At 44.8% G+C, this 26,611-nt stretch carries 23 protein-coding genes and 1 pseudogene; 11 read left to right on the top strand and 13 right to left on the bottom strand.

Going from position 1 to position 26,611, the window contains the following annotated elements:
• Positions 1–19: 19 nt before the first annotated feature.
• Entirely contained in the window at positions 20–766 is a 747-nt protein-coding gene (locus tag D1Z90_RS12890; RefSeq protein WP_119911179.1) for an amino acid ABC transporter ATP-binding protein, read from the top strand.
• A gap of 78 nt (positions 767–844) precedes the next feature.
• Here D1Z90_RS12890 and D1Z90_RS12885 read toward each other — a convergent pair whose 3' ends face one another.
• Together D1Z90_RS12885 and D1Z90_RS12880 are read right to left on the bottom strand one after the other, a co-directional pair.
• Positions 845–1,831, bottom strand: coding sequence for a lytic murein transglycosylase (locus D1Z90_RS12885; protein WP_119911178.1), 987 nt, complete (start codon positions 1,829–1,831; stop codon positions 845–847).
• Positions 1,828–2,115, bottom strand: coding sequence for a YcgL domain-containing protein (locus D1Z90_RS12880; RefSeq protein ID WP_119911177.1), 288 nt, complete (start codon positions 2,113–2,115; stop codon positions 1,828–1,830). The genes D1Z90_RS12885 and D1Z90_RS12880 overlap by 4 nt, the downstream gene beginning before the upstream one ends.
• A 111-nt stretch (positions 2,116–2,226) precedes the next feature.
• Here D1Z90_RS12880 and minC point away from each other — a divergent pair, with 111 nt between their 5' ends.
• The 3 genes from minC to minE are packed head-to-tail and all read left to right on the top strand — an operon-like array spanning position 2,227 to position 4,013.
• Positions 2,227–2,922 (top strand): septum site-determining protein MinC, encoded by a 696-nt coding sequence (minC, locus tag D1Z90_RS12875; protein WP_119911176.1) that lies wholly within the window; start codon positions 2,227–2,229, stop codon positions 2,920–2,922.
• Positions 2,923–2,938: 16 nt separating this feature from the next.
• A complete protein-coding gene (gene minD, locus D1Z90_RS12870; protein ID WP_119911175.1) occupies positions 2,939–3,748 on the top strand; it encodes a septum site-determining protein MinD in 810 nt (269 codons plus the stop codon).
• Between the two features lies 1 nt (position 3,749).
• Complete coding sequence (gene minE, locus D1Z90_RS12865; RefSeq protein ID WP_119911174.1) at positions 3,750–4,013, top strand: cell division topological specificity factor MinE; 264 nt, start codon at positions 3,750–3,752, stop codon at positions 4,011–4,013.
• A gap of 44 nt (positions 4,014–4,057) precedes the next feature.
• On the opposite strand, the gene D1Z90_RS12860 is transcribed toward minE, so the two are convergent.
• Entirely contained in the window at positions 4,058–4,417 is a 360-nt protein-coding gene (locus tag D1Z90_RS12860; RefSeq protein WP_119911173.1) for a lipoprotein, read from the bottom strand.
• 253 nt (positions 4,418–4,670) lie between these two features.
• Here D1Z90_RS12860 and D1Z90_RS12855 point away from each other — a divergent pair, with 253 nt between their 5' ends.
• From D1Z90_RS12855 to purT, 5 genes are all read left to right on the top strand, one after another.
• Complete coding sequence (locus D1Z90_RS12855; protein ID WP_119911172.1) at positions 4,671–5,213, top strand: hypothetical protein; 543 nt, start codon at positions 4,671–4,673, stop codon at positions 5,211–5,213.
• Positions 5,214–5,334: 121 nt separating this feature from the next.
• Positions 5,335–5,679, top strand: a complete 345-nt coding sequence (locus D1Z90_RS12850) for a CidA/LrgA family protein (RefSeq protein WP_119911171.1) — start codon at positions 5,335–5,337, stop codon at positions 5,677–5,679.
• Entirely contained in the window at positions 5,676–6,362 is a 687-nt protein-coding gene (locus D1Z90_RS12845; RefSeq protein ID WP_119911170.1) for an LrgB family protein, read from the top strand. The genes D1Z90_RS12850 and D1Z90_RS12845 overlap by 4 nt, the downstream gene beginning before the upstream one ends.
• A gap of 26 nt (positions 6,363–6,388) precedes the next feature.
• Positions 6,389–7,255 carry a cytidine deaminase gene (gene cdd, locus D1Z90_RS12840; protein WP_119911169.1) on the top strand — a complete coding sequence of 289 codons (867 nt, stop codon included), beginning with the start codon at positions 6,389–6,391 and terminating at the stop codon, positions 7,253–7,255.
• 60 nt (positions 7,256–7,315) lie between these two features.
• Positions 7,316–8,494 carry a formate-dependent phosphoribosylglycinamide formyltransferase gene (gene purT / locus D1Z90_RS12835; protein ID WP_119911168.1) on the top strand — a complete coding sequence of 393 codons (1,179 nt, stop codon included), beginning with the start codon at positions 7,316–7,318 and terminating at the stop codon, positions 8,492–8,494.
• Between the two features lie 58 nt (positions 8,495–8,552).
• Here purT and D1Z90_RS12830 read toward each other — a convergent pair whose 3' ends face one another.
• Both D1Z90_RS12830 and mepA read right to left on the bottom strand, forming a co-directional pair.
• Positions 8,553–9,806 (bottom strand): glycosyl hydrolase family 18 protein, encoded by a 1,254-nt coding sequence (locus D1Z90_RS12830; protein WP_119911167.1) that lies wholly within the window; start codon positions 9,804–9,806, stop codon positions 8,553–8,555.
• Between the two features lie 318 nt (positions 9,807–10,124).
• Positions 10,125–11,009 (bottom strand): penicillin-insensitive murein endopeptidase, encoded by an 885-nt coding sequence (mepA, locus tag D1Z90_RS12825; RefSeq protein ID WP_198419178.1) that lies wholly within the window; start codon positions 11,007–11,009, stop codon positions 10,125–10,127.
• 136 nt (positions 11,010–11,145) lie between these two features.
• Between mepA and D1Z90_RS12820 the strand changes: the two genes are divergently transcribed.
• Positions 11,146–12,426 carry a CinA family nicotinamide mononucleotide deamidase-related protein gene (locus D1Z90_RS12820; protein ID WP_119911166.1) on the top strand — a complete coding sequence of 427 codons (1,281 nt, stop codon included), beginning with the start codon at positions 11,146–11,148 and terminating at the stop codon, positions 12,424–12,426.
• Between the two features lie 138 nt (positions 12,427–12,564).
• Here D1Z90_RS12820 and D1Z90_RS12815 read toward each other — a convergent pair whose 3' ends face one another.
• The 5 genes from D1Z90_RS12815 to D1Z90_RS12795 all read right to left on the bottom strand — a co-directional run bounded on the left by D1Z90_RS12815 (position 12,565) and on the right by D1Z90_RS12795 (position 22,776).
• Positions 12,565–13,599: a response regulator gene (locus tag D1Z90_RS12815; protein WP_119911165.1), complete on the bottom strand. Its 1,035-nt coding sequence runs from the start codon at positions 13,597–13,599 to the stop codon at positions 12,565–12,567.
• Positions 13,600–13,608: 9 nt separating this feature from the next.
• On the bottom strand, positions 13,609–18,954 hold the full coding sequence (locus D1Z90_RS12810) for an ATP-binding protein (protein ID WP_119911164.1): 5,346 nt from the start codon (positions 18,952–18,954) through the stop codon (positions 13,609–13,611).
• Positions 18,955–19,151: 197 nt separating this feature from the next.
• Positions 19,152–19,994, bottom strand: coding sequence for a carbohydrate-binding protein (locus D1Z90_RS12805; protein ID WP_158587133.1), 843 nt, complete (start codon positions 19,992–19,994; stop codon positions 19,152–19,154).
• 411 nt (positions 19,995–20,405) lie between these two features.
• A complete protein-coding gene (locus D1Z90_RS12800) occupies positions 20,406–21,059 on the bottom strand; it encodes a class I SAM-dependent methyltransferase (RefSeq protein ID WP_119911162.1) in 654 nt (217 codons plus the stop codon).
• Between the two features lie 238 nt (positions 21,060–21,297).
• A complete protein-coding gene (locus D1Z90_RS12795) occupies positions 21,298–22,776 on the bottom strand; it encodes a DUF3360 family protein (protein ID WP_119911161.1) in 1,479 nt (492 codons plus the stop codon).
• 522 nt (positions 22,777–23,298) lie between these two features.
• Here D1Z90_RS12795 and D1Z90_RS12790 point away from each other — a divergent pair.
• Entirely contained in the window at positions 23,299–24,108 is an 810-nt protein-coding gene (locus D1Z90_RS12790; protein ID WP_147378766.1) for a hypothetical protein, read from the top strand.
• 49 nt (positions 24,109–24,157) lie between these two features.
• On the opposite strand, the gene D1Z90_RS12785 is transcribed toward D1Z90_RS12790, so the two are convergent.
• The 3 genes and pseudogenes from D1Z90_RS12785 to cobU form a co-directional block, all read right to left on the bottom strand.
• Positions 24,158–25,027: a cobalamin-binding protein gene (locus D1Z90_RS12785; protein ID WP_119911159.1), complete on the bottom strand. Its 870-nt coding sequence runs from the start codon at positions 25,025–25,027 to the stop codon at positions 24,158–24,160.
• On the bottom strand, positions 25,027–25,632 hold the full coding sequence (gene cobO, locus D1Z90_RS12780) for a cob(I)yrinic acid a,c-diamide adenosyltransferase (RefSeq protein WP_119911158.1): 606 nt from the start codon (positions 25,630–25,632) through the stop codon (positions 25,027–25,029). Before cobO ends, D1Z90_RS12785 begins: the two co-directional genes overlap by 1 nt.
• Positions 25,633–25,641: 9 nt before the next feature.
• Positions 25,642–26,180: pseudogene (gene cobU, locus D1Z90_RS12775) on the bottom strand (bifunctional adenosylcobinamide kinase/adenosylcobinamide-phosphate guanylyltransferase).
• Between the last annotated feature and the right edge of the window lie 431 nt (positions 26,181–26,611).

The raw sequence follows: 26,611 nt of genomic DNA, 5'->3' as shown, positions 1-26,611 counted from the left end.
GCATTCAGTAGGAAGCCTAATGTCATCACAACAAGCTATGATTTCAATGGAAAATGTCAATAAGTGGTATGGAGACTTTCATGTGCTTAAAGACGTTAACCTCACCATTAAAAAAGGCGAAAAAGTCGTCATTTGCGGCCCTTCTGGATCAGGCAAATCAACCACTATTCGCTGCCTTAATCATCTCGAAAAATTTCAACAAGGCAATATTGTCATCAATGGCACCGAGCTCATTGAAGACGTTAAAGTCGTGCGCCATATTCGCTCACAAGTGGGCATGGTGTTCCAGCACTTTAATCTCTTTCCTCACCTTACCGTGCTTGATAATCTAGTACTCGCCCCCACTTGGGTGCATAAAAAGCCGCGTAAAGAAGCTATTGAAACCGCGATGTATTATTTAGAGCGGGTCAAAATTGCCAATCAAGCTAAAAAATACCCCAATCAGCTATCGGGTGGTCAACAGCAACGAGTCGCCATTGCCCGTTGTTTGTGTATCAACCCTGAAATAATGTTATTTGATGAACCCACTTCCGCCCTCGATCCAGAAATGGTGTCAGAAGTGCTCGACGTAATGATTGAGTTGGCAAATGAAGGCATCACCATGGTCTGCGTCACCCACGAAATGGGCTTTGCGAAAAAAGTGGCTGATCGGGTGATTTTTATGGATCAAGGTCAAATCATAGAGGAAAACGATCCTGAAACCTTTTTTGAGCAGCCAGAATCAGACCGTTTACAACTTTTTCTAGACCAAATCTTATCTCACTGAAACAGTGCCCTGTGATAACAAAACAGCAGCTTAATGCTGCTGTTTTGTTATCACAGGGCAAACATGCCACTCGATGGCTTATTGCACTGGCGGATAGCCAATACGATCGGCCAATGTGCCCACTGCAGCCACAAAGTAATTAGAGCGATTCCACTTCATTAAGACTTTGTAGTTATCATATGCCAGGTAGACACGACCCGTTTTGTCGTCCGGGATGACAATGTTGGCGCTAATATCCCGTTGTGGTAACGGTGAGCCATCTGGCTTAGTCACCCCAAGCGCTTGCCATTGTGCCAAGGTTTTTTGCGGCTGTTTTAAGCCGGCAAGAGACTCGTCAAAATTGGCCGGTAATTTCACTTGTCGGCCCCAAGTCAGGTCGTCATTCCAACCCGAATTTTTAAGGTAGTTGGCCGCAGAAGCAAAAACATCCGCTTCCGTTTGCCAAATGTCTTTGCGACCGTCACCGTCGTGATCCACTGCAAAAGTTAAAAATGAGGTCGGCATAAATTGGCATTGGCCCATAGCACCGGCCCAAGAGCCTTTCATGTTGGCGAGATCAATATGGCCTTCATCTAGAATTTGCAGTGCTGCGAGCAACTGCTCTTTGAAAAAAGCTTCCCGGCGACCGTCGTATGCCAACGTTGCTAACGCCGATACCACGTCAAAATTTCCCGTATAACCACCAAAGTTGGTTTCAATGCCCCACAAAGCCACAATAAAGCGGGCTTGAACACCATACTGAGCAGCAATGGCTTCCAGCTCCGTTTTATGCTTTTTATATAAACTGCGAGCTTGCTTTACTTTCCATTGCGGCACAGCCTTGGGCAAGTAAGTGTCTAACGTTTGCTTAAATTCAGGTTGCGATTTATCTAACTTAACGGCACGTTTAATAAAGCTTGCTTGGCTAAGCGCTTGCTGAGCAACATCTTGCTTAATGCCTTGGGCGACGGCTTGCTGTTCGATTTGGTCAAGATATTGTTCAAAAGTAGGCTTTTCAGTCGCAAAAGCGTGTGGCAGTGAGAAAACGGCAAGGCATCCAGCCAACCAATGCATTTTTAGCTTCATGAATTTTCCTTTTGTTGTTGAGATTGCGCCTTATGCTGTTCTAGATAATTCACTGGCGGCGGCGGTAATTGCAGATAAAAACCCTGTTCATCTAAGCTAGATTTTACTTTATTTATATCTGCTCTGATTAATTTTTTATCTTTTGCTAAATTCAGCAACATCACTAACTTAGGTTTACCAAACATCGTTAATAATGACTCTGGGACAGCCGAAAAGTCGTCTTTCTTTGGTAAATAAAGGTAAGTTTCTTCTTTCTTTAAACTTTTATATATCGCACACAACATAAAATGCTTCTTGGTGTATTATTGCCTATCGAATGTTGAAACTATAACATGTCGTGCGAGTTGGAATTAATAGAATTAAACGATTTTTTAGTTACGGGAAGCCGCCATCATATGGCAGAGAATAATATTGAGTTAAAAGGCACCAATTTCACACTTTTTGTATTAAATGTCAGTAATAACGATCTGTTAGCCGTTGAAGCTGCTTTAATGGATAAAGTGCAACAAGCCCCGGCTTTTTTTAATGGCGCAGCCATTGTCGTAAAATTAGACGAAGATATAGAAGAGTTTGATTTTTCTGGCTTAAAGCAAACGATTAAGTCGCAAGGTTTAGTCTTGGTCGGAGTCACTGGCATCAGTCACCCAGAATTAAAACAACTTGCCCGTGATAATGGGCTGGCAGTGTTAACTTCAGGGAAAACGGTGTCGGCACAACCACAAGCGCCTGAAATACAAATAGAAGTACAAGTAGAGCCTAGTCCTGCTACCTTATTTCACCGAGGCCAAGTGCGATCGGGACAACAAATATACGCTAAACAGCAAAACCTGGTTGTCATGGGCTCGGTCAGTGCTGGGGCAGAAGTTATCGCAGATGGCAGTATTCATGTCTATGGCAACTTACGAGGCCGTGCGATTGCAGGTGCTCAAGGCGACCATGACGCGCGCATATTTTGTCGCAGCCTCGAAGCCGAGCTGGTTTCCATTTGTGGCAACTACAAACTCAGTGAAACCTTACAAAGTGAGTGCTGGCAACAAAGCGCCACTATTTGGTTAGAACAAGACACAATACAAATAACACAGTTAGATTGAGAAAGGATTATTGGAAATGGCACGAATTATTGTCGTTACATCTGGCAAAGGTGGTGTAGGTAAAACCACAACCAGTGCTGCTGTTGGTACCGGATTGGCCGTCGCCGGTAAAAAGACCGTGATAGTTGATTTTGACATCGGTTTACGCAACCTAGATTTAATCATGGGCTGTGAACGACGAGTCGTTTATGATTTTGTTAACGTGATCAACGGCGAAGCCAACCTTAACCAAGCATTAATTAAAGATAAGCGGGTGGATAACTTATACATTTTACCGGCCTCACAAACCCGTGACAAAGATGCACTGACGGTCGAAGGCGTGGAAAAAGTGTTGAATGACTTATCAGAAGATTTTGATTACATCGTCTGTGACTCCCCTGCCGGAATTGAAAAAGGCGCAATGATGGCGCTGTATTTTGCAGATGAAGCTATTATTACATCTAACCCTGAAGTGTCTTCAGTGCGAGACTCCGATCGTATTATCGGTATGTTGTCCAGCAAGTCTCGCCGTGCAGAGCAAGGCTTAGAGCCAATTGTTGAGCACCTTTTAGTAACACGCTATTCGCCGAAACGGGTTAATAATGGCGATATGCTCAGCGTAGAAGACATCAATGATATTTTGGCAGTTAAACTGCTCGGCGTGATCCCAGAGTCCCAAGCCGTACTGAAAGCATCTAACTCAGGGGAGCCCGTTATTTTAGATAAAGAAAGCGATGCCGGTATGGCTTATCAAGACGCCGTTGACCGCCTGTTGGGTCAAGAGCGAGACTTTCGTTTCATAGAAGAAGAGAAGAAAGGCTTTTTAAGCCGTATTTTTGGAGGATAACATGGCATTGTTGGATTATTTTCGTTCAAACAAGAAAAATACGGCCAAATTGGCGAAAGAGCGACTACAGATCATTGTGGCGCACGAACGCAGCCAGTTGGCTGGGCCTGATTATTTGCCTCAATTAAAAAATGATATTCTAGAAGTGATTCGCAAATACGTTGATATTTCTGCGGATAAAGTGTCAGTTCAGTTAGACCAGAAAAGTGACGACCTTTCAGTTCTTGAATTAAATGTCACTCTACCTGATGAAAAGCATAATTAGACCAAACGCTGTATTGGGTATCAGGCCACTTTTAGTGGCCTTTTTTATTCCCAGAATGTTTGTTTTATCTCACTCACTTCTGCAATAGCCACCAGCTCAGTGAGTTGTTGTCGGTAATTCGGTTGCAACGTGTTCCCTATTACCAGCCATTGCTCAGCGTTACACCCTATGCGCCCTGGTGACTGCTGAAACTGTAATCCAGAATACGCTTGTTGAACTTGCTGTTTCAGCGACGCTTGTTGCGCCAGACAAAACTCAAAATCAACGCCAACGCCATTTTTCAGCCCTTTATCGTTAATCTCTTTGATATCAAAGTCGAGTTTATGCCACTGGGTAGACTCATGCTGACATGCGCTGAGCGCAAGCACGGCACTGAATACTAAAAATATTTTTTTCAACTTCATTGAGCATTTTCCTCAATATCCACTTATAGTATGAATAGGCCTAGCCATTGTGACCCACTTCTTTCTGTCACAAAGCCTGTATAACATGCGCTGCGATTCGCATTGTTGCAAGTTAACAACACAAGACAATCATAAACGGGTCAAACTTGTATCATTTTTGACCTGTTATAACGATCTAACGCAAAATTTGACGCATCATTTAAGAAACGATTTTGTATCTAGGTTATATTGCTTGTGAGGAAAGGAGTACCCCATGAAAGCCATTATTAGTCTGTTTTTGGTCGTTGTTTCCGGTCAAGCAATGGCGGATTTACCATCCGTTGTTAAACAAGTTCCTGAGCACCAAGTTTCTACCCAAGGTTACCTTGATCAAAATTATTGGCTTGATTTGCCTCATGCTACCTATCAGACCTTGAGCCAAGCTTTCGACGACATCTACAATAAGACTTTTTTATCTCCGCAAGCCACGCCCAGCGCGTTTAAAGACTCCAACCTCTATGACATTGTTGCTTTACCTTTATTTTCAGCCCCAACCCACGGGGTTCAGTTTGAAGTGTTTGGCCAACTTTATGACGAAAGCAATGCCGGTTACACCAATTTAAACCGTGACCAAGCCATGTACGAGTTCATCAACAACAATCAGCAAATATCGCAATCAAAAGAGGATCTCGCGGTGGGCTTCGGTTTAAGCTTTGACATGACAGACACGGTGAACCTAAAAACTTTATACAGTACTGGACAAATCCCAGGTTATGGCTCTAGCCAAATGAGTGTCGGCATCGAAATAGCGTATTGATTCAAGGCGCAGACTCTGTCTGCTGTTACCATTTCACATATTGCCTAAACAGCGCAAACCTCGAATATTCTTTCATAGTCTTTTACAATAGGGTCATTGCTCTGTTGTACTGATATTATTTATGAATTTTCTGATCGTTCGCGATGCCATCATCCTACTGTTGTGCCTGTTTGCCGGTAAACTTATCGCTCATGCCTTACCTTTTGTATTTCCAAGTAGCATCATTGGCATGCTGGTACTTTTTTTCTGCCTGACGACGGGCATCTTTAAACTGCACCAAGTCGAAACCGGCGCCAATATATTGCTTAAGTACATGGCCCTACTGTTCATTCCCATTGGCGTGGGCGTTATGGAATACCTTGAATTGATTGGCGCGCAATGGCCAGCAATTGTGGGGGCAATGGTAATAGGCACCTTTATCGTGTTGCTGGTTGTCGGCCATATGTTTCAGAGGCTTATCAAATGATCTGGTTAGCCTTACCCATTACAATTTTGTTATTTTTTGCCTTCCGTTGGGTACATCAAAGGTTGCCGTTGCCCATTTTTAACCCTGTTTTACTGGCAATCATCAGCTTGATGGCGTTACTAATGTTTTCAGCAACCCCTTATCAAACTTACGCCCGAGGTGCGCAATTGTTGACCTGGCTGCTAGAGCCCGCCGTCGTAGCATTAGCGATCCCTTTGTATCAGCAAAGTCAGCAAATAAAAGCGCAATTGATTCCCCTTCTTCTTGCCTGCTGCGCGGGCGTGCTTACCTCTTTAATTGTCGTACTTTTAGTTACCCATTTACTAGGCGCAGATATCAGCGTAATTGCTTCATTAGCGCCACAAGCTGTTACCACTCCTATCGCCATGAACGTCACTGCTGGCATTGGTGGGATCCCGGCTTTATCTGCGGTAGTGGTGATACTGGTAGGCATTTTAGGCGCCAGCTTTGCATTACCGATTTTAAAAATATTTAAGGTCAATCAACCTGAGGCGCAAGGATTAGCCATGGGCGCCGCCGCCCACGCCCTTGGCACAGCCAAAGCCATTGAAGTGAGTCGTTTACATGGCGCTTATTCTTCCGTTTCGCTGATTTTATGTGCGGTCTTAACCGCCTTGCTTACTCCACTAATATTTTCTCTCTACTTACTGATTATTAACTAAAATGATAATAACCAGAAGGAGAAACCATGGCCTCAACGTTAGCCACGGCATTGTTATTGTTACCCGAATCCGTACGCGCGACGGTGAGCGCAGGCATCAAGCACGAAAATTTTGACGGCACTCTCAGCAGCGATGCTATTGCCAAGCTGCGGCAAAGCCAACAACTGGCATCAGTTTTGCCCTTTGCCGCCGCCTTTGCGGATCCTCCCGTGTCACAGTTTTACGTAGGTGCACTGGTAATTGGTAATTCAGGTAAAGGGTATATTGGCGCCAATATTGAGCTAAAACATGCGCCTTTATCTCAGAGTTTACACGCAGAGCAAGCAGCCATTAGCCTTGCTTGGCAAGGGGGGGAGCGCGGATTACAAGATTTGTATGTCAATGCCCCGCCCTGCGGTCATTGTCGCCAATTCATCGCTGAGTGCGCCGAAGCGGATTCATTGATGATTCATGTACCTGGGCAAGCCAGCGCATCGTTTCCTCAATTACTGCCGTTCGCCTTTACACCTAACGATTTAGGCAATAGCCATGCTTTACTCCAACCACAACAATTTCAAAGCCCGCCATGCAGTAATGATCTATGGGTACAAGCCGTGCAGCGCCAAGCGTGTTTAAGTTATGCCCCCTATTCGGGTTACTATCATGCTTTAGGCGCTGTATTTGACGATGACATAGTCATTGGCCGATACGCTGAAAATGCGGCTTACAATCCAAGTTTACAGCCGCTTCAATCTTTGCTTTGGCAACTTCAATGCCGGCAATTACCGCTTCGTCGGGCTGATAAGTTAATTTTAGTAGCACGGCAAAATCGGCATATCGACACTCTGTCACAACTGACACCACTATTAGCTCAGCTTACTTCAACACCACTCAGTCATTTTATAATGAAATAGCAGTACTAAAACTCATACTAAGACGTTAACATTAGTCGACATTTGATAGGGATCAGAATCATGATAGGTACAGCAAATAGTACAAACAATACCAAAGCGCTTCTGTTAGGCTCAGGTGAATTAGGCAAAGAAGTGGCCATAGAGCTGCAGCGCCTAGGCATTGAAGTTATCGCGTTAGACCGCTATGAAAACGCCCCCGCGATGCAAGTAGCGCATCGCCATTACACAGTAGATATGCTTGATGGCAATTCCATTGAAGAAATCATTCTGCAGGAACAGCCCGACTATATCATTCCAGAAATTGAAGCCATTGCCACCGAGCGCTTAGTGCAGCTTGAACAACAAGGCTTCAATGTCATTCCCACCGCTCGCGCGACTGAGTTGACTATGGACAGGGAAGGTATTCGCCGATTAGCAGCCGAAGAGCTGGGCATTGCAACCTCACCATACGTATTTGTGGAAGACAAAGCCGAATTTGATCAAGCAGTCGCATCAATAGGCATGCCATGCGTCGTTAAGCCGGTAATGAGCAGTTCAGGCAAAGGCCAAAGCGTGGTTGAAGAAGACTTTGATATCGATGTGGCTTGGACCTATGCCCAAGAAGGCGGCCGTGCGGCGCGAGGCAAAGTCATCGTTGAAGGCTTTGTGAAATTTGATTATGAAATTACCTTACTCACCGTAAATGCAATTGATGGCATTCATTTTTGCGACCCAATAGGCCATCGCCAAGAAGACGGCGATTATCGCGAGTCTTGGCAACCGCAGAAAATGTCTGAGGTGGCCTTGCAAAAAGCCCAAAAAATTGCTGAAAAGGTGGTGACAGCCTTAGGTGGCTTTGGCCTATTTGGCGTAGAGTTATTCATTCAAGGAGATGAAGTTTTTTTCAGTGAAGTTTCGCCTCGGCCTCATGACACAGGCATGGTCACCATGATCTCGCAAGATTTATCAGAATTCGCGCTTCACGCGAGGGCCATTTTAGGCTTACCTGTGGGGGACATCACTCAATATGGGCCGTCCGCTTCAAGTGTGATCATGGGTGAAGGTTATTCTCATAACATTCGCTTTAACCACGTGGCTGAAGCGCTATCTTTAGTGCCAGGAGCGCAGATTCGTTTGTTTGGTAAACCTGATATAGCTGGCAGTCGCCGATTAGGCGTGGCGTTATGCCGCGGTGAAACGGTGGAAAAAGCCGTGGCGAAAGCCATCAAAGTATCAGATAAAGTAGACGTAGTATTGTAACACTCGCTCTAGCTATCAAGCGCCCCGACAAATATTTAAATCGAGGCGCTTGCATCCGCTAAAGCAAACGCAAGTCATTTGCCACCTGTTTAAATGCCTGCGCTGGGCTGTCATAACCTAGGCCAGCTGGAGGCACAAACACGCTGTCATCTTGGGCAACACTGGTGTAACTCCAAAAACTCATGCCATCGTTATGGTCACATCTCATAATATACTGGCATAAAATGCTTAACCTCTCTTGAGTATGCGCATATTGAGGCCACGCCTCTTTGCCAACGTGGTTGCCATGTACCACTTTGAAACCCTCGGCATTTGGACTTGCATTAGCAAGGAAACGGCTCACGTCTTTATGCCCTTGATAGCATAATACCCTGGCTAACAAGTTGGCACTGCCCATGTTATACGCTTGGTAAATAACCATGTCTAACATGTTTCCAATGTAAGGATAGCGTAGCTTATCACATAGCTTGCCGTCATTTTTTGCCAAATACACCGGCAACATTTTCCCACTTGATGGAAACTGATAAGCACTGGCTAACGTGCCTACATGGCATTCTCCAGGTTGTTTCAAATCTTGCGCATCGCCCCACTCACCAATTGTATTCTCTTGCCCGCACTGGGCCGGCGATAACAATTGATCCAACGCCTTAATTTCTGACTCGAAGTTTTCAGCAATGTGAGTAAATTGCCGTTGTTGGTAACGATTTAAGCTTGGCTCATTAACCCCTAATATGGTGAGTTCGTTGCTGGCATCGAATACGCCTACGCCAGTAGGTGCACAAGTTAATAGGTAGTGCTTTTGCGTACACAGCGTAAGGCTGTCGAGGTGATGGCGTAAACGAGCGATAATGGTTTTATAACGCTGTATTTGACGCGGCGTTGCGGTCATTAAGCCGCTCGGTTCATAGTCAATATCAATGCCGTCTAAATCTAAGTCGGTCAATAATCGAGTGAGATCTTCGCCATTTATTTGTTCAAATTCGCCACCAATTTCGCCACCAACAGACACGATAATCTTGCTGCTCTTGCAACGCTGACGGTAAGAAGCAATGCAAGCAGCCAAATCTGCGATGCTGGCAGTATTCGTTAACCCTTTGTCCTCGCCTTCAAAAAATACGTCGCTCACTAAAGTAGTGGTATCGCCTTTATAACTAACGTTAGGCGCAACAAAAGATAAAATTAGGTGATTAATGTAATGAGGCACTTGGCTTAAACCATGCTGGCAATTAACCTGCCACTGCAGATGGTCGTGCCACATAGGAAAGTATGCCGCCAAGACAGCTTGTGAGTGAGACTGAGAGGTATGTGACATTGCGCTATCCTAGGTTAAAAAATGTAGTAGATATTCTGTTAGATCGTGTCATATTTCTTAGCGTCAGCTCACAATTTCATTATCCCAAAAGGGTTAATTTTGAAGACATGATCTTGCTTAAGTTTTGCACAGGGAAGAATGAAGTAGACTTAATTCGTAGTTATTATTTAGATAGGGAAGTACCTAAGATGAATGCATTAAAAATTCAATTTTATTCTGTCATGAGCTTTATCACGCTTTCTGCCGCTTACCTCATTTATACCGCTTAGTTTTAGCGCCAAAAAGAACAGGTTTACTGCTCTTATTAGACGCTGCATACTAACTGCTTTGCTCTGTCACTATGTCTTGACACCGTAAAGGCTTCAGCTTTAATTGCTCTTTATTTGACGGCTTAGGTTTGCTTTTTTGCTTCGCTACTTGTTTGTTCTCGGACTTTTTGGTCGGCTTTGGCCACCAAGAATAGAGCTCTTTGCCACAACCGGTTCCCGCCGGAGGTGCAGCTTGCGGAGTACAAGAGTCATCGTTAGCGGGACAATGTAAACGCACGTGCATATGATAGTGGTGCCCGTACCAAGGACGTACTTTTCTTAGCCACTCATCACCATGAGACCAATCACTTTCGCATAACGTCGCTTTTATCACCGGGTGAACAAAAATTCGCGCAACCCTGCGATCGCTTGCGGCTAATTCTATTAATTCGCCATGCTGCCGAGTCCATTTTTTAGCATTAATAACATAGTTTTTGGTATCAACCACACTATAGGCGTTTAAAGATTCACGCTCTTTTCGACTATATTGCTTATCACCCACCTTTAACCATATATCAATGTCTAACCCCGTTTGGTGACTGCTATGACCCGTAGTAAAGCGGCCACCTCGGACCATCGACATGTCGCCAATTAACAGATCGCCACGACCTAAGCGTTTGTTTTCTTTTGCCAGTTCAACCAAGTAGTCAATGGTCACTGGGTTGGCATAAAAACGGTTTCGTGAAGTACGAATGACTTGATAGCCATCGCCTTCCAATGGTAAAGCTTCGCCACCCACCAAACAGCCATTGGCATAAGATCCCACTGAACTGGGCGGGCCTGATACAGGATCGGTGAACGTTTCCCACGGATTACTTTGCCCATACAGAGATGGCGCAGTAAAGAGTGCAGCAACAAGGCTGGTAGAGGCAACAATATAACGCGGCATTGGCATAGCACAATATTCCTTAAATCGGCTTATATCGATTGTAGCAATAACTCACTGTCATCGCGTAATCTATTATGAAAGAATAACTTGAAGTACATCACTTGGTTGATAAAGTGAGCCATTTAGCGTCGGAGTAAATGCCATGAAGATTGAAATCATTAGTACCGGAGACGAGATAGTGACCGGGCAAATTTTGGACACTAATGCCCATTGGCTGTGTCAGTTCTTATTTCAACAAGGCTTGCAGGTGACGCGTTTAAATACCGTTGCCGATAACTTGGACGATCTTGTGACTTTATTTACCGAGGCAAGCCAACGCGCAGACTTAGTGTTCGTCAATGGTGGCCTTGGGCCTACATCGGATGATTTGTCCGCCGCCGCTGCAGCCAAAGCGCAGAATGTTGCGCTTACTTTGCGCCAACCTTGGCTCGATGCCATGCATGCAAAGTACCGCCAACGTCAACGAAAAATGCCTGAAAGTAACCGTAAGCAAGCCCTTTTACCCGAAGGGGCTAACATCATAGACAACCCAGTTGGCACCGCTTGTGGCATTGAGTTTCGATTTAACCAAGCACAATTTTATTTTACCCCCGGCGTCCCTCACGAGTTTAAAACCATGCTCTCGCAAATAATATGGCCGGACATTGCCGCACGGTTATCGTTACCGCCAAGCAAAAAGCAATACAAGCTCAATACTTTTGGTTTAGCTGAGTCCGGTATCGACCGCTTTATAAACTCAATCACCATCCCTGATCACATTCATTTAGGTTATCGCACTGCCTCACCAGAAATTGAGGTGAAGCTGGTGGGTCAGCCGGATCAGGAACTTGCCCTCCTCAACCAGCAAATTGAGCAAGCTCTTGGCCAATACGTTTTCAGCAAAGACGCAATGAGCCCTGCTGAAAAAATCCAACAATTATTGCTAGCGCGTCAGCAAACGTTAGCCTTGGCAGAATCGTGTACCGGCGGAGGGATTGCTGCAAAATTGGTGGCGCAAGCCGGTAGCTCTGCCATCTTACTGGCTGGCGCCGTCACCTACTCCAATCAAGCCAAGATAGACATGGTTGGTGTCGCACCCGAGCAGATTGAGCAGTATGGCGCCGTCAGTGAGCAAGTCGCAGTGGCAATGGCTCACGGAGTAAGAGCCCAAGCAGGCAGTGATTACGGCTTGGCTGTCACGGGCATTGCTGGTCCAGGAGGTGGTTCGGATGAGAAACCCGTCGGTACCGTGGTATTTGCCCTGAATTGTGCGCAAGGCACGTATGTTCAACGGCTGCTGATTCAACATCCGCAGCGCAATAAAATTCAAGCCATCGCCGAAATGGTGAGCTTAGATATGCTGCGCCGCCTATTGGATGGCTGGCCGGTCTTTGCTGAATACGATTTTATACACACCTTGAGTCACGAACTCATCCCCGGCTAACGCGGTTATCGGTAAAATTTCGTTTTTTCATAAGGGTGCAGTATTTGCAAGTCAGGCTTAACCCTTTTATCCTGAACACTAACGTTTTCTCGGCCATCGATGCCCTAAGCAACAGCTTCAGTCCACGGGCAGAAGCTGTTAATCCGCAAAGCCAACCCGGATCTGGTTGATTTTATCCAGCTGCGACACGAATAAATCCACCAATTCTGGGTCAAAGTGTTTGCCTTTTTCTTGGATAAACAAGTCAACGGCTTGCTCCACCGTCCAAGCCTTTTTGTAAGGCCTTGCAGAGGTGAGTGCGTCGAACACATCAGCAATGGCAGCGATGCGCCCGACTAAGGGGATATCATGCCCTGCAAGCCCTCTAGGATAACCAGAGCCATCCCATTTTTCGTGATGGGTATGCGCCACCTGCGAAGCCATAGTCAGCAGTTGTGAACTTTGGTCACCTGCTAAAATATCCACCCCTATGTCAACGTGACTTTTCATTATTTGCCATTCGTCAGCAGTTAATTTGTCAGGCTTAAGTAAAATACCATCCGGAATGCCGATTTTACCAATATCGTGCATGGGGGCTGCGTCAAGCAAGACGTCGGCATCTTGTTCATTCATGCCACACGCGAGCGCTAACACTCGACAATAATGGGCCATGCGTAAAACATGCATCCCGGTCTCATTATCCTTGTATTCAGCCGCTCTACCCAAGCGCTGGATCATCTCTAGCTTAGCTTGATTAATCTCTTTGGTTTGTTCTTTAACCTGCTCATAAAGCGCACGTTTTTGGTCATACAAAGCTAAGTGCGTTTGAACTCTGAGCATCGCAACCTGCGGGGTTATAGGCTTGGTGATATAATCAACAGCTCCCAGTTCTAGGCCTTTTATTTCATCAGCTGGCGTGATCTTAGCAGTGATAAAAATAACAGGTATTTGTGCGGTGTGGGGCTGGGACTTAAGCTGCCGACAGACTTCATAACCGTCGATGCCAGGCATCATAATATCCAATAAGATTAAATCAGGGAGCGGTAAAATTTGCGCCAGTTTCAACGCTAATTCGCCATTTTTAGCCACTCTTAATTTATAATCATGGCGTAATAAACCGGCCAGTACATCGATATTTTCAGGGGTATCATCAACGATGAGTATGGTGGCTTTGTCTTGTTCTAATTGACTCATAGTTCGCCTTTATTGGTTATCTGCTAACTCTGCCATTAACTGCTGAATGTGCTCGCCTGCACGCTCATAGTCATAACTGTCGATTTGTTGCTTGATTTGGTTAATGCTGACCAACACTTGTGGCAACGCGCTGACGTCTAATTGCTCCAGTGCGGCTACCGCTTCAAAATCATAATTTTTCACTTGCTCTGAGATGGTAGCTAACGCACTTACTAACTCAGCTACATTCGCCACAGCGTAGGCTGGTGCTTGCTGTTCGGGCTCAACCAAGTCGCGCTGCGCTTCATCTGGAAGCGTTTCAACCTGGGTGATTTCAGGCTCCGTAGGCACTAAAGCCTGGGTAACAGCCGCAATGGCAAGCCTCAACTGTTGCTTAAACAAAGCCACTTTCTCACCCACACTGGCATCTAAATCTAAGTCTGCCACGGCAAAAATAAACTCAAGCTGCTGACACACCTGCGCCAGTTGCTGCGCGCCAATATTGGCAGCCAAACCTTTTAAACTGTGAGCATGACGTTCAGCTTCTGCCCAATTTCCTGCTTTGAAGTCAATGATCAGGGATTTTTTTAGGGGTTTTGCGCTTTGTAAAAACGACGACATTATTTTTTCATATAACTCACGACTTTGGTTACAGACCGCCATACCTTGATTTTGGTCGAGCACGGCTAACACTTTTTCGGGCCGGTAAGCAGGCGCTTCTCCCTCAATCACATTCCCCCTTTGGCTATGGGTGTTAACCAGTAACCATTTTTCTAAGGTGGCAATTAACGTTGGGTAATCAATAGGTTTACTGATGTAATCATTCATGCCAGCACCTATGGCTTTCTCACGATCGCCTGCCATTGCATTCGCTGTCATCGCAATGATAGGAATCTGTTTAGCTATTTCACGAATGGCGCGACTGGCGTCGTAGCCATCCATCACAGGCATTTGAATGTCCATTAAAATACAGCCGTAAGCAGGATCACGGGTTATCGCATCTACCGCCTGTTGACCATCGCTTACCACTTCAATTGCCAAGTTATGAGGCGCAAGTAATCCCAGCGCCAATTCTTGGTTGGTGATATTATCTTCCACCAATAACACCCTAGCTTGCTGAAAATCCAAAGTGTTCTGGTGAGAGTTAGTTAATAATGTGGCGGCTTCTGGACCCTCTGATTGCTGTAGCCTTGCCAGTAGTTGCCAAATCGACCAAGGCTCAACAACCTCGATAAGGCCGTATTGCGTACACAGTTGCGAAATAGCGGCATCTTGATGACTAAATAACACCGGCTTGTCACCATTGAGGGCAGTTAACTGTGTCATAAGCTCATTGTTACCAAGGATGCTAGGCGTTAATAAATAGCCGTCAATAATGACTCCATCTATGTCGTGTGTTTGCGCCAAGGTGGCGAGCCCTTCCTGTAGCGACGCGCAGCATAGGCAAGCTATGTTGAGAGACTTCGCCGCTCCTTGTAAGATGTGTCTTAGCGGCTCGGCATCAGAAATCAGTAATAGTTGTTTAAATGCGGCCTTGGGCATTTCACTCGAAGCGACCTTTATCGGCAAGCGAACATGAAAAGTGCTGCCTATATCGGCTTCGCTCTCAACCCAAATCTCCCCCTTCATTAAATCCAGTAACTGCTTACAAATGCTCAGGCCTAAACCTGTACCGCCATACTGGCGCGTGGTGGAAACATCCGCTTGCTGGAACGACTGAAACAACTTCTCTTGTTGCTGTTGATTCATGCCTATACCGGTGTCACTGACTTCTATGCGCAGTTGCATTTGTTTGTTACTGTCTAGCTCCGAGTATAATCGCAGCACAACAGCGCCATGGTGAGTAAACTTAATGGCGTTATTGGTTAAATTGGTAATTATCTGGCCAAGTCTTAGGTCATCACCGATTAATTCAAGGGGCACATTCGGTGAGAGGTCGAGAAAAAACCGCACGGAGGACTTTTGAGACGCATTCATCGCGACTATGTCCATGGGTTTTTCTAATCCTTGCAACAGATTAAAGCGATGCGCTTCAATGGTGAGTTTACCGGCTTCAATTTTTGAGATATCCAAAATATCATTAATTATGGCAAGTAGGCTATGTGATGACTGATTGACTTTAGTAATGTACTCTCGCGCTTTTGCAGATACAGCTTCTTTTGACGCCAGCAGCGACATACCAATGATGGCGTTCATTGGCGTACGAATTTCATGACTCATATTGGCAAGAAAATCCGACTTGGCCTTGTTTGCCGAATCAGCTGCGACAATCATTCGACCCAACTCTTGGTTTAACTTTCTTATCTCGGAGATGTCATACGACCAAAACAACGTTGCCGGCTCCCCGTCATACTCGGTCACAAAATAGCTGGTTAAGGTGCTAAAATGCTCCCCGTTACCATCTATAAAGTCTATTTCTAAGTCAATAATACTGCCATCTTGCTTCAGCTTTTCGTAGACTACTGGGCGCATACTCAAGTCCGAATAAATCTTAGATACTTCAAAGTTATCAATTTCAGACTCGTCTATCTTAAACAATTCTAAAGCCCGCTTATTGGTGTATATGGCTCTGTCATGTTGCACTATCGCCATGGCAATAGGTGACGTATTAAGAATGTAATAAACCCACTCTTTACGCTGCTCACTTTCTTGCTGTGCCAATCGGGTGACGTGTATTTGTTTTTTTAATCGAAAATGGGAATATACAAACACCAAAACCACCACTGCAAAGCAACCAAGCAATATGGCGATAAGTTCGTAATCCACCTTTTCAATGGTTTTATTTGGCGACCATTTATTGATAATTTCATTTTTTTCATTGGCATCGATAGCCCGTAATGCCTTATCGACAATTTGAAATAGAATGGGCTCAGATTTAACCGAAAACAGCGTAGGAGAAACGCTAAAGTTTAAATAACCACCTATATTTATGTCGCTGTGCGCCCTAATATTTATTAGGTAATTTAATACTAGGCGCGTGTCTATCATGGCTTCCACTTCACCTCTGGCAAGCAGCTCTAATCCTATGGTGGCATTTTCTACCAGTACCCAATCTATCTCAGGGTAACTCTCCATGATGGTTAAGGTGTTTGAAGCGCCTTGTAAAATGGCCACCTTTTCTTCTAAAAATTCAGCAATGCTAACATTACTGCCCATGTCTTCACGCACGGCAATCGCCAAAGGGTCGGAAAAAATGCTCACACCAGGTCGGTAGTTAATGCTTAGTAGTTCATTTTCCACCGCAGCCGAGGCTAACATGACTTTTTTCTGTTGGATAAGCTCGGTGCTTTGCTGCCAACTCGCCACCGAAACGGGCACAAAGTTTACGCCAGTACGACTGCTCACTAGGTTGAGTACATCTGCAATCATGCCCACGTACTGCCCGTTTTCAAACGCTTCATAAGGCAAAGCTGACGGATCGACGGCTACCTGAACAACGGGGTTACGGTTGATCCACGCCAGCTCTTCAACAGTGAAGTTAAGTTGCGCCGAATCTATGCCAAAGGACCGGTATTCTTTGGCAATATAAGCACGGGCATCGGGGCTGAACTCAGCATAAGCGGATAAAGCCGGTATAATCGCATTATCCGACGTTTGTGACACATTCAGCTTGCTGTAGAGTTTGATTTTCCCCACATTGACTGTGACCGCTTCGTCAGTGTACGTCAGCGTTTTCTCTAACCGATTTAAATCTCGGGTATTAAATCCGGTAGTCCGCTCAAAACCTGACTCAGCAGCACGGAAAAATACCGACTGTTTATTGAGGCTATCGACAATCAGCTCAATGCCATAAATATCCCCAGGCCGGTAGAACACCGCTAACAACGCATTTACATCAAGCGATTGTTTCTTATATATAAAATATGCTAGTAATTGCGCAAGAAGCTTCGAACGGGTGATCCTAGGCCTAAAGTCGGTACGCAGGTATTTTTGCTCCAGTAAGGGTAGAAAGTCACTTTCTTCTAGACGCATTAATTCGGCATTAAACGATGCTTGAATCGTGGCATCTTTAAATGCTACGTATAATGGCATCGACACTCGCGACATGCTGCTATTGACCAAACTAACCGATTGTTGGATCTGATTAAGATTGAGCAGCCATTGCAATGTATGGGTTTCTATAAACAGATAATCAATTTCACGGTTTTGCAGTGCCCGCGCCGCACTTTTTATGTCGGCGTATTTTATAAAGTTCTCAATCGGCAGCTTTCGCAATGCCCTGTCTTGCGCGGTGCTGACAAGGCTTTGCTCTGGCGAGAAAATAATACCAACTTTTGTTTCTGCGGTTAACAGCCTCGATGCATTGCCTTTTTTAAGGTAGGCAAGATCAAAATTTAACTCGCTGTAAGCTTTGGAATAAAATAAATTAGGGTCGTTTTTTTCAAATTGACCGGAAGCAAAATACAAGTCTTGGCTGTGTTTTAATGCTTCAATTGCGAGGTTTGAATCAAATTGACTGATCGCGCCCATTTGAAAGCCCATGTTCTGGAATAAATGCTGCAACAAGGAGTATTCAAAGCCGATGCCTGCCCCTTGGTCATACATATACGGAATGCGGCTATGACCAAAAGTGCCATTGATGGGTATGGTAAATTGACTTTTCCCGAGCCATTTCTGAACAAACGCATTCCTCAACGGAAGACCGAGTTGGCTAAAGCCATAAGACATGATGTCGAGTAAAGTTTGATTGTCTCTTCCTGTCGCGATACGCATTTCATAGCCGGTAAAAGGGTGAATGCTTTGATGTTCATTCACCTTATTTAGGTGCAAGCTTTGAGTTAGAAACTCAGTAGCAAGGCGCTCTCCAGCGTATACATCAACTTCACCGTCATTGAGGGCGCGCAATGCCTCAACAGAAGAGTCAAACGCAACGATTTGCGCATTTGTTTGCTGCGCCATGGCACTCACACCACTGCCTTTCACCACCGCTAATTTTAACTCTGGGCCCAGCAAGAGTTTGATATTGGTTTGAATTTTGTCGCTATTGACAAAATAATGGTACTGCTGATTGATATACCGCCCAGAGTACAATAAAGGCAGCGCTTCAAGAGGATCCTTTAAAGCGGTAAGGTAAAGGTCCACCTTGTGTTCAGCTAAGCCTTGATAGATACCTTGTTGCGACAAGTCCGTGACATATTCAAATTCTATCCCCGTAACTTGCTTCACCTCATGAAGCAGATCAATGCTTAACCCCACTAATTGACCTTTTTCGTCTAGATAGGTGTAAGGGTATTTATTGGTGTTAATTGCAACAGAAATAGGCTGGTGCTTTGCCAGCCACGCTTGTTGCTCAGAGGTCATCTCTGCAGCAGAAATCACGCAGCTGTACGCAAACATCAAGGCGTACACCGCCCCCAGCGAAAAAAACTTAACCATCGAACCCTTATCTATAACTCTATGAAAAGCTATTTAAAGTTAAGCATAGTCAAAGTAATCGCGCTTGAATTAAGTCAAAGGTGTGAGGCGATGCAATTGAGCAGAAAAATTAATCAAAGAAGAGGTGACTAACAGGCTGATAGGCGTGTAAAACCGAGAGAAAATACTTTTCTCTCGGTGTTCATAAGATGTAGAAACTATCGATTTTCTGAATCAAACTCAAAGCGGCGGCAAATGTTGTCTTTGGTGCACACGTCAGCGTAGCCTTTTTCTGGAGCCGTGCGCTCAACCACTACGCCATCTACCGACTTAAAGCCAGTGTTGTACATATAGATGGGCAAATAGGTGACATTTTGTGCCCCTTGCTCTAACAGCGCTTGGCATTCATCTTGACCTTTACACCAATTATTTTGGATGGAGGCTTCGATCTTGCGGCTATATTGAAATTCACCGTTTCGATATAGGTAAAAATGATCAAAAATAATGCTGTCGGTAATCTCAGACTGCAGCTCTACACCCACAGAGCCAGAGCGTATCATCACCTCACGACCGAGTTCATCTTGGTAGGGCGGCGCACCACAATCTGTTTCAGAGCGCACAAATTGTGCATTTTTCAGGGTAGCGTTTGAATCATCCAGTTTCCAGGCCCCACTTTCGCCTGGGCGTTCGTTGGCGTTCCAGTATTGAGCGCGGTACACTTTACCATCAAAAATGACTTTGTCATCGAGCTGATAAGTAGAAAACGAAGACCAAGCCACGTTGTCTTGGGCGGCCAGTTCCCAACTGCCCCATACTGGACCCGGCTTTTCATTTTTTGACCACCACCTTGCTTGGTAGAGCTTGTTTTCAAACTGAACCTGGTCGCCTGCGACATAAACAGCGTTGCTTTGCCATTCTGGGGCAAGCAAAGGCTGTTGGGATTTGCCTGCAACTAAATCAGTAGAGATTTTGCCTAAAGGAGACTCTAAAATGGCGCAGGTCGCTGAAGCATTGGAAAATGCCATGGTTGCGACAATGCCGATAGCAATTTGAATTTTCATTAAACGTTCCATATCTACGAGGCCAACTCCATGTCAGCTTAGTACAATTAAACTAGCTCAAACAATCGCATACGAGAAGTAAATAAAGTAAAAATTGCGATCTATTCCAAGGCTTGGACTAAAACATCATTACCCTGTTCATTCTTTCCATCATAACTGTAAATGTTTACCGATATATTTCAGCGCCTTAAGTAAGGTTACTATCCATGATGCTAGCAGCCATGCTCCATTGTTCAGACGCCCCTGCCACACTCCCCTCATCACGAGTAAGCTTATTACCACACTTAAATTATAAGCGTGCCAAAACGAGCAAAATGGTGAAGTGCACATAATTATGCTTGGGTGTGTGACTGAACAAAAAAACCAGAGCATAGGCTCTGGTTTTAATAAATCAAAATCATAGAATGCGCGCTATAAGCGTTGCATAAATGTTTCAGTCAGGCGCGTGAGACACGGAATATACTTTTGCTCAATCACTTGGTCTTTACTCAAAACTGCGTTTAACCACATACCCGTGTGACTGCGTTTTGGACGTAAGTCAGACGTGCGCCAACTTTTTTCAATGCTAAATGGCACTGAGTCAACCAAATCAACTAAACGGTGTAAGTTTAGATCGGTGAATAAGCGGCCGTCTTTTTCACGTTCACCGGCCCCGTATTTAAATGACAAATATAATACTCCACCGGGTTTAAGCGCAGCGCACATGCGGTTGAGTATGTCGGGTAGTTCTTCAAAAGGCACATGCAACAAGCTCGCACAACACCATATGCCGTGATATTCGTTCACTTCATCAATTTGAGAAAAGCTTCTTAGGTCAACACCAAAGCCTAGGTGACGGCTGGCTTTCATCGCCATTTCTGGACAAGCGTCCATGGCCGTAACATTAAAGCCTTTGCTTTGAAAAAACTTCGCATCGCGACCTGAACCACATCCAGCGTCTAGGATGTTGCCACCTGGTGGGATGAAAGGCAGAAATGCCTGGTATAATGGTTGCAAATCTATGTCGACAGTGGCATTAAAAAATGCGTCAGCATGATTGCTGTAATAATCCAATGTAGTTTTCATGATTCCGATTCTTATGTTGCAAACTCTTCCTTGAGTTAATTTATTGTAACCTTTAATCCTCCAAAGTGCATACAATAAACGCTAAATTTTTACTATTTAAACTGTGATTACTACTTAAGTTTTATCCAAATAAACAACCACTTTCATTACCCAGACTGACAAACTCACTTTGAAACATTTCATTAACAAAAAATAAGGAGGCAAAGCCTCCTTATTAATCAATAAGTTTAATTATTATTTATATTAATGCTGGAATACCCGGCAATTGCCCTACTAGCGCTAAGGCAATACCACAAAGTAAAAAAGTGATACCAGGGATCACCAATTTGTCCATTCTCGACAAGCTCTGTGCACGCTCTTTGTCCCCTATCAAACCAAGGTTGTCGAGCAGCATGGTCAATGCCCAGCCAAAAACAGGGTTAACCAAGGCACATGAAAACATACAAATGCCGGCACTTTGAGAATGATTGGTATCTCGCACCATTTGCATACCCGCTTCAAGCAAAGGCAAAAATACTCCGACAATCAACGCCACGCGCAATACTGGCTCCCACATGGCAAGGTCCATCGGGTAACCAATCAACGCAGCAGCAACACAAACCAAGCCAGTCAATAACGCTCCACCTGGAATCGGCCTTTTGGCAATGGCGGCAGGGATCATATAAGTTCCCCAGCTTGAAGCTAGGTTACCACCGCCTAAACCGACTCCCACAATTTGCCTCACAGAGCATACCGCCATGGTGTCATCCACATTCATCAATACTTTGTTGGCTTTTTTAGGATAATTTAATTCTTGGAATACGCGATGACCAAGAAAGTCTGGTGACCACATAGCAACAGCGAGTAATGCAAAAGGTATCACTGAGATATATTGTTGTAAGCTAGGTAAGCCCATTTGCCAACCTGTGTCTTCTCCCCACCAGTACGCGGGGTTCATGTTTGGCAAACCGGGTTCAGTAACAAACTCAAAAGGCACACCCATAACGTATGCAATGACGCCGGCAAGTGCAGAGCACACTGGAATGGCCACCCAGCGCATTTTGATTTTCGCCAAATATGCATAGAGTACTACCGTTGCCAGCAATACCACGAAGAAAACTTCACTGTGACCAACATCGCCTGCCCAGCTTTCCATTTTACTGATTTGCCCAACCAAGCCCATGGCCCCGAGGTATATTAATAGCCCGCCTCTGACCCCTTCACCGGTTAACGTTACCAGCTTTGAGCCGCCTTTGGTCGCACTTAAGATCAAACCAAACACGCCCACCATGATACCTAACGCTAACGGATGCCCCCCCGCCATGGCAATTAACGGGATAAGGGGGATCATTGGACCATGGGTACCTGCTAAGTTGGTCAATGGGTTAATCAGCGCTGAAAAAAGCACGACAAATAGAATGCCTGCAATCAATAGTTCAAATCGTACATTCTCAACGATGAAAGATTGCGACAAGCCATACTCAGCGGCAAATGCTGCTACCATGGCCGTTACCATCACTATTTTTCCAATTGTGGCGGCAAGTGCAGGAACCCAGTCTTCTATTTCTACACGATAGTCCCTACCCGGTAAGTTTAAGCGCCAGCGCTTAAGATCCATGATGCTAAGCTCATGTTCTAGGTATTCGCTGCGCTGATTAAAATCTTTGGCGGGTTTATGTTTGCTTTGATACGAACTTGGCTGGCTCTGGCCCTGCTCCTTTTCCTTTACGTCCTGCATATCATCCTCTTGGCTATAACAATTTTCATTTGGCTAAAATCGCTTCAAGTCATTGCTGCCTTCGCTTCAATCCTTGAATGCGCTTGTCGAGGTTATTAAACGAAGAGGTTGCTCTGCTAACCCTGATCTGAGTCAGTTTTTGGTTATATATATTACTTAATTGCCATATCAATAATATTTATTATTAATATTTGATCTTTATCGTGTCATGAATGCCAGCAAAATTATCGATTCAATCGTTTTATGCAAATCGGAGCAAATCGCATGATTGCATCGACGACCTTATATAAATAATACATCTAAGCCATCCATTCACCGACAGTGCTCGAATGTTTTCTACAACAGTCCTGCCAAGAATGAAACACATCAACGCGCCTTAACTCGTTTATTTTTCTATAAAACCTGACGTTGTGGAGATTAGCTACTAACCTCACAGATAAAGAACAAAAACGAAAATTATTTTTGCTTTGATGATGGATTTAGACTTAACTCGTACTTTAGTAGTAAGTAATGGATAACTCAGTGATCAAAAAAGTTTGTCTTGGCCTTTGTTTGCTCTTGCCAAGTGCCACTTGGGCCGCACAGGAAAAGCCAACGATTACTTGGCTCGAGTATGACTTACCTCCAGGCTATATCGCCCATGGACCAATGCGTGATAGTGGCTTCTCAGACCTCACGACCAACTGGTTATACCCAAGGTTGCGTAATTACAACCATAAGGTGCGTCAAGGGACGACATCTCGCCTATTGCGGTTAGCAAAAAGCGGAGCCTTGGTTTGCAGCAGCGTTTTAAAAAATCCTGAACGCGAACAATTTCTATACTTTTCAGACCCGACACAATTGCTAGCCACTCATAAGCTGTATTTCTTAGCGAAACAAAAAGCCTATTTACAACAGTTAACCGGACAAACTCTTAACCGCGCGGTATCTTTAAATAAAGTGTTTAACGCATTACCTGAGCTTAAATTTGCTATTGCTAATGGCCGCTCTTATGGCAGTGAACGAGACAAAATAGTGGCTCGTTATAATGACAAGATGAAGGTATTTACTCGGCAGGAGCAAAGTAGTCATTTAATTAAAAACTTATTGGCCGAACGTTTAGATATGATTATCGAATACCCTTGGATAATGAAATACGAGACTCAGCGAATGCAGGGGGACTTTCCAAGCTTAGCCTCGGTGGATATTGTAGAATCATCTCCGGCAATCAAAGCGCGCATTGCTTGCTCCAAAACTCCGCAAGGTTACGAAGTCATCAAAATTATCAATGCGCTAATTTACAACGCCCCGCGTCAGCAGTTACAACAATACGCTGACAGATGGACAAAATAAAACCTAAACCAAACAATCACCCTGCTTAAGATAACAATAAATCGTCTCGTTATAGCTTAAGCTGTTGGCGTTGCCGAACCTCGTCTAGGTACTGACACACCTGTTCAACCCCTAACAAGGATCTCGGACCTGCTCGGTGCAACCATGAGCTGTTTAATTCAAACACTTGGTCAGATTTAACCACCCGTAGATTTGGCCACTGCTGCCACCAAGCATACTCAGGTTGCCCAGTTTCGTCCGTTACAAATATTACCTCAGGATCTGCGGTGATGATCGTTTCAAGGTTAACCAAAGGATAATGCGCAGGTGCTGTTGCAAAAATATTATCGGCACCGCACATCGCCAGAGTCTGCTGTATCCAACTGCCTTGCGCTACGCTACGCAGTGGCTTGGGCCATAGCTGATAAAATACACTCACGGGGGTCGCGTCTTGATGTTGCAGCCTCAACTCGGTGAGTTTATCGAGGTAGGTGGCAGCAAAGCGCGCAGCCTGCGCTTCTCGACCTACCAGTTTACCTAAAGCCAGAATATCATCCGCTACGTCAGCCAATATTTGTGGATCGCTGTCGTACGTGTTGACGCCAAATTGCGCCAACTGTTTAATCTGCTTATCCGGATTACCAGATTGCCAAGTCACGATTAAATCTGGCTTTAGCGCTATGATGGCTTCGACATTAATAGCGCTGTATCCACCCACCACAGGGATCTCCTTCGCCGATGCTGGATAGTCAGAAAACATGGTGGTTCCCACTATCATGTGCCCCGCATCGATGGCGTAAAGCATTTCTACCGCATGGGGCGACAAGGTAACGACGCGTTGATCTTTTTGCTCTGTCGCGCTGGCATGACCAGATAAACCAATCAGCAAAAAGACAATGCTGGAACAGATCCTCGAAGTCCAATTTTCAAAAGCCAACATTAATAGTCAAAACCTTTTTGCGCTTTAATTCCCGCATCAAACGCGTGTTTAACGTTTTGTACTTCGCTGACAGTATCTGCCAGTTCGATGATACTGCGATGACAAGCTCGACCTGTGATAACGACGTGTTGGTGCTTTGGACGTTGACTTAGGGCTGACAATACCCGCGCCACTTCAATATATTTATATGTCACCATATAGGTTAACTCGTCCAGCAATACCAAATCTAGGCTGTCGTCTTGCAAACATTGCTCAGCGAGTAGCCAGGCTTGTTCCGCTGCAGCGATGTCTTTTTCTCTGTCTTGGGTTTCCCAGGTAAAGCCCGTGCCCATGATATGAAAAGCCACGCCATGAGGCTCAAGTAGAGTACGCTCACCGCAATCCCAAGTACCCTTTATAAATTGAACCACCGCGGCTTTTTGTCCATGACCAACAGCCCGCGTAACCGTGCCAAAGCCAGCAGTAGACTTGCCTTTACCGTTACCTGTAATGACCATTAATACGCCTTGCTCTTTCGTTGCTTGGGCAATTTTCTTGTCCACTTGGGCCTTTAATTTCGCTTGTCGTTGCTGGTGCTTTTGTGCTTTTTCTTCTTTCGTTGACATATCTTTATCTCATTTTAATTGTTGTGGTATTCCGGCGGTGACAAAGAAAACTTGATCAGCCAGCTCCGCAATGGCTTGGTTCAGCCACCCTGCTTCATCTACAAACTGTCTGCTTAACGCGCCCAGCGGCACAATTCCCTGACCCACTTCATTACTGACGATGATGATATCACCTTGTAAATGGCTTAGGCAGTCCAGTAACGCCTGCTTTTGGAATTGCCAAGTAGCGTCTTTTGCTCGCTCGCTGCCACTTGCAACATCGTTAGTATCAACAAACAGTTATTGAGCCATAACGTTAAGCAGTCCAGTAAAATGCACTGACCTAACCGAGAGGCTCGCTGCAACGCAGCAGATAATGCCACTGGGGCTTCCACAGTCTGCCAATGGCTTGGCCTGTCTTGTTGATGACGGGAAATACGCTGGCGCATTTCGTCGTCAAAAGCCTGGGCGGTTACTACTGCTGTTACTGGCTGCGCGCTTTGCTGCGCCAACTGCTCGGCAAACCGGCTTTTTCCACTACGAGCACCGCCCAGAATTAGCTTAATCATGGTTTAATACATCCGGCAAAATAAAGATAAAAAAAATATAAATTAAATACCCAAAGGTTTAATTAACAAGTCGAACAATAACTGTATAAATAACGACAAAGGTATGTTTTCAATAACATATATAAACCAATGCCTTAACGCCTATTCTAACTCAGTCTCATCGTTTTATTTCACATAATTTGATATTATTGATGTGATGCTCCATGCTTAAAATTGTATTAAGTCCGTGAGATATGTAGTTTTTTTTACTAATATAAAGATTTTATAAGATAAAAATTTTACGACATTTGATCTTCGCTAGTGTAAAAACAGTGTAATCCGGATAGAATCGCCGGGTACGTGTTTTAATGGTCAGGATACGAAACCAAAATATATTGGTAGAAACACGTTTTTCAGTAAATGTTCGTTTTATTACAAACTTGGGTCAAAAG

Source organism: Motilimonas pumila (assembly GCF_003596335.1).
GTDB lineage: Bacteria > Pseudomonadota > Gammaproteobacteria > Enterobacterales > CBDFNC01 > Motilimonas > Motilimonas pumila.
This window is presented reverse-complemented; position numbering and strand designations above follow the sequence as displayed.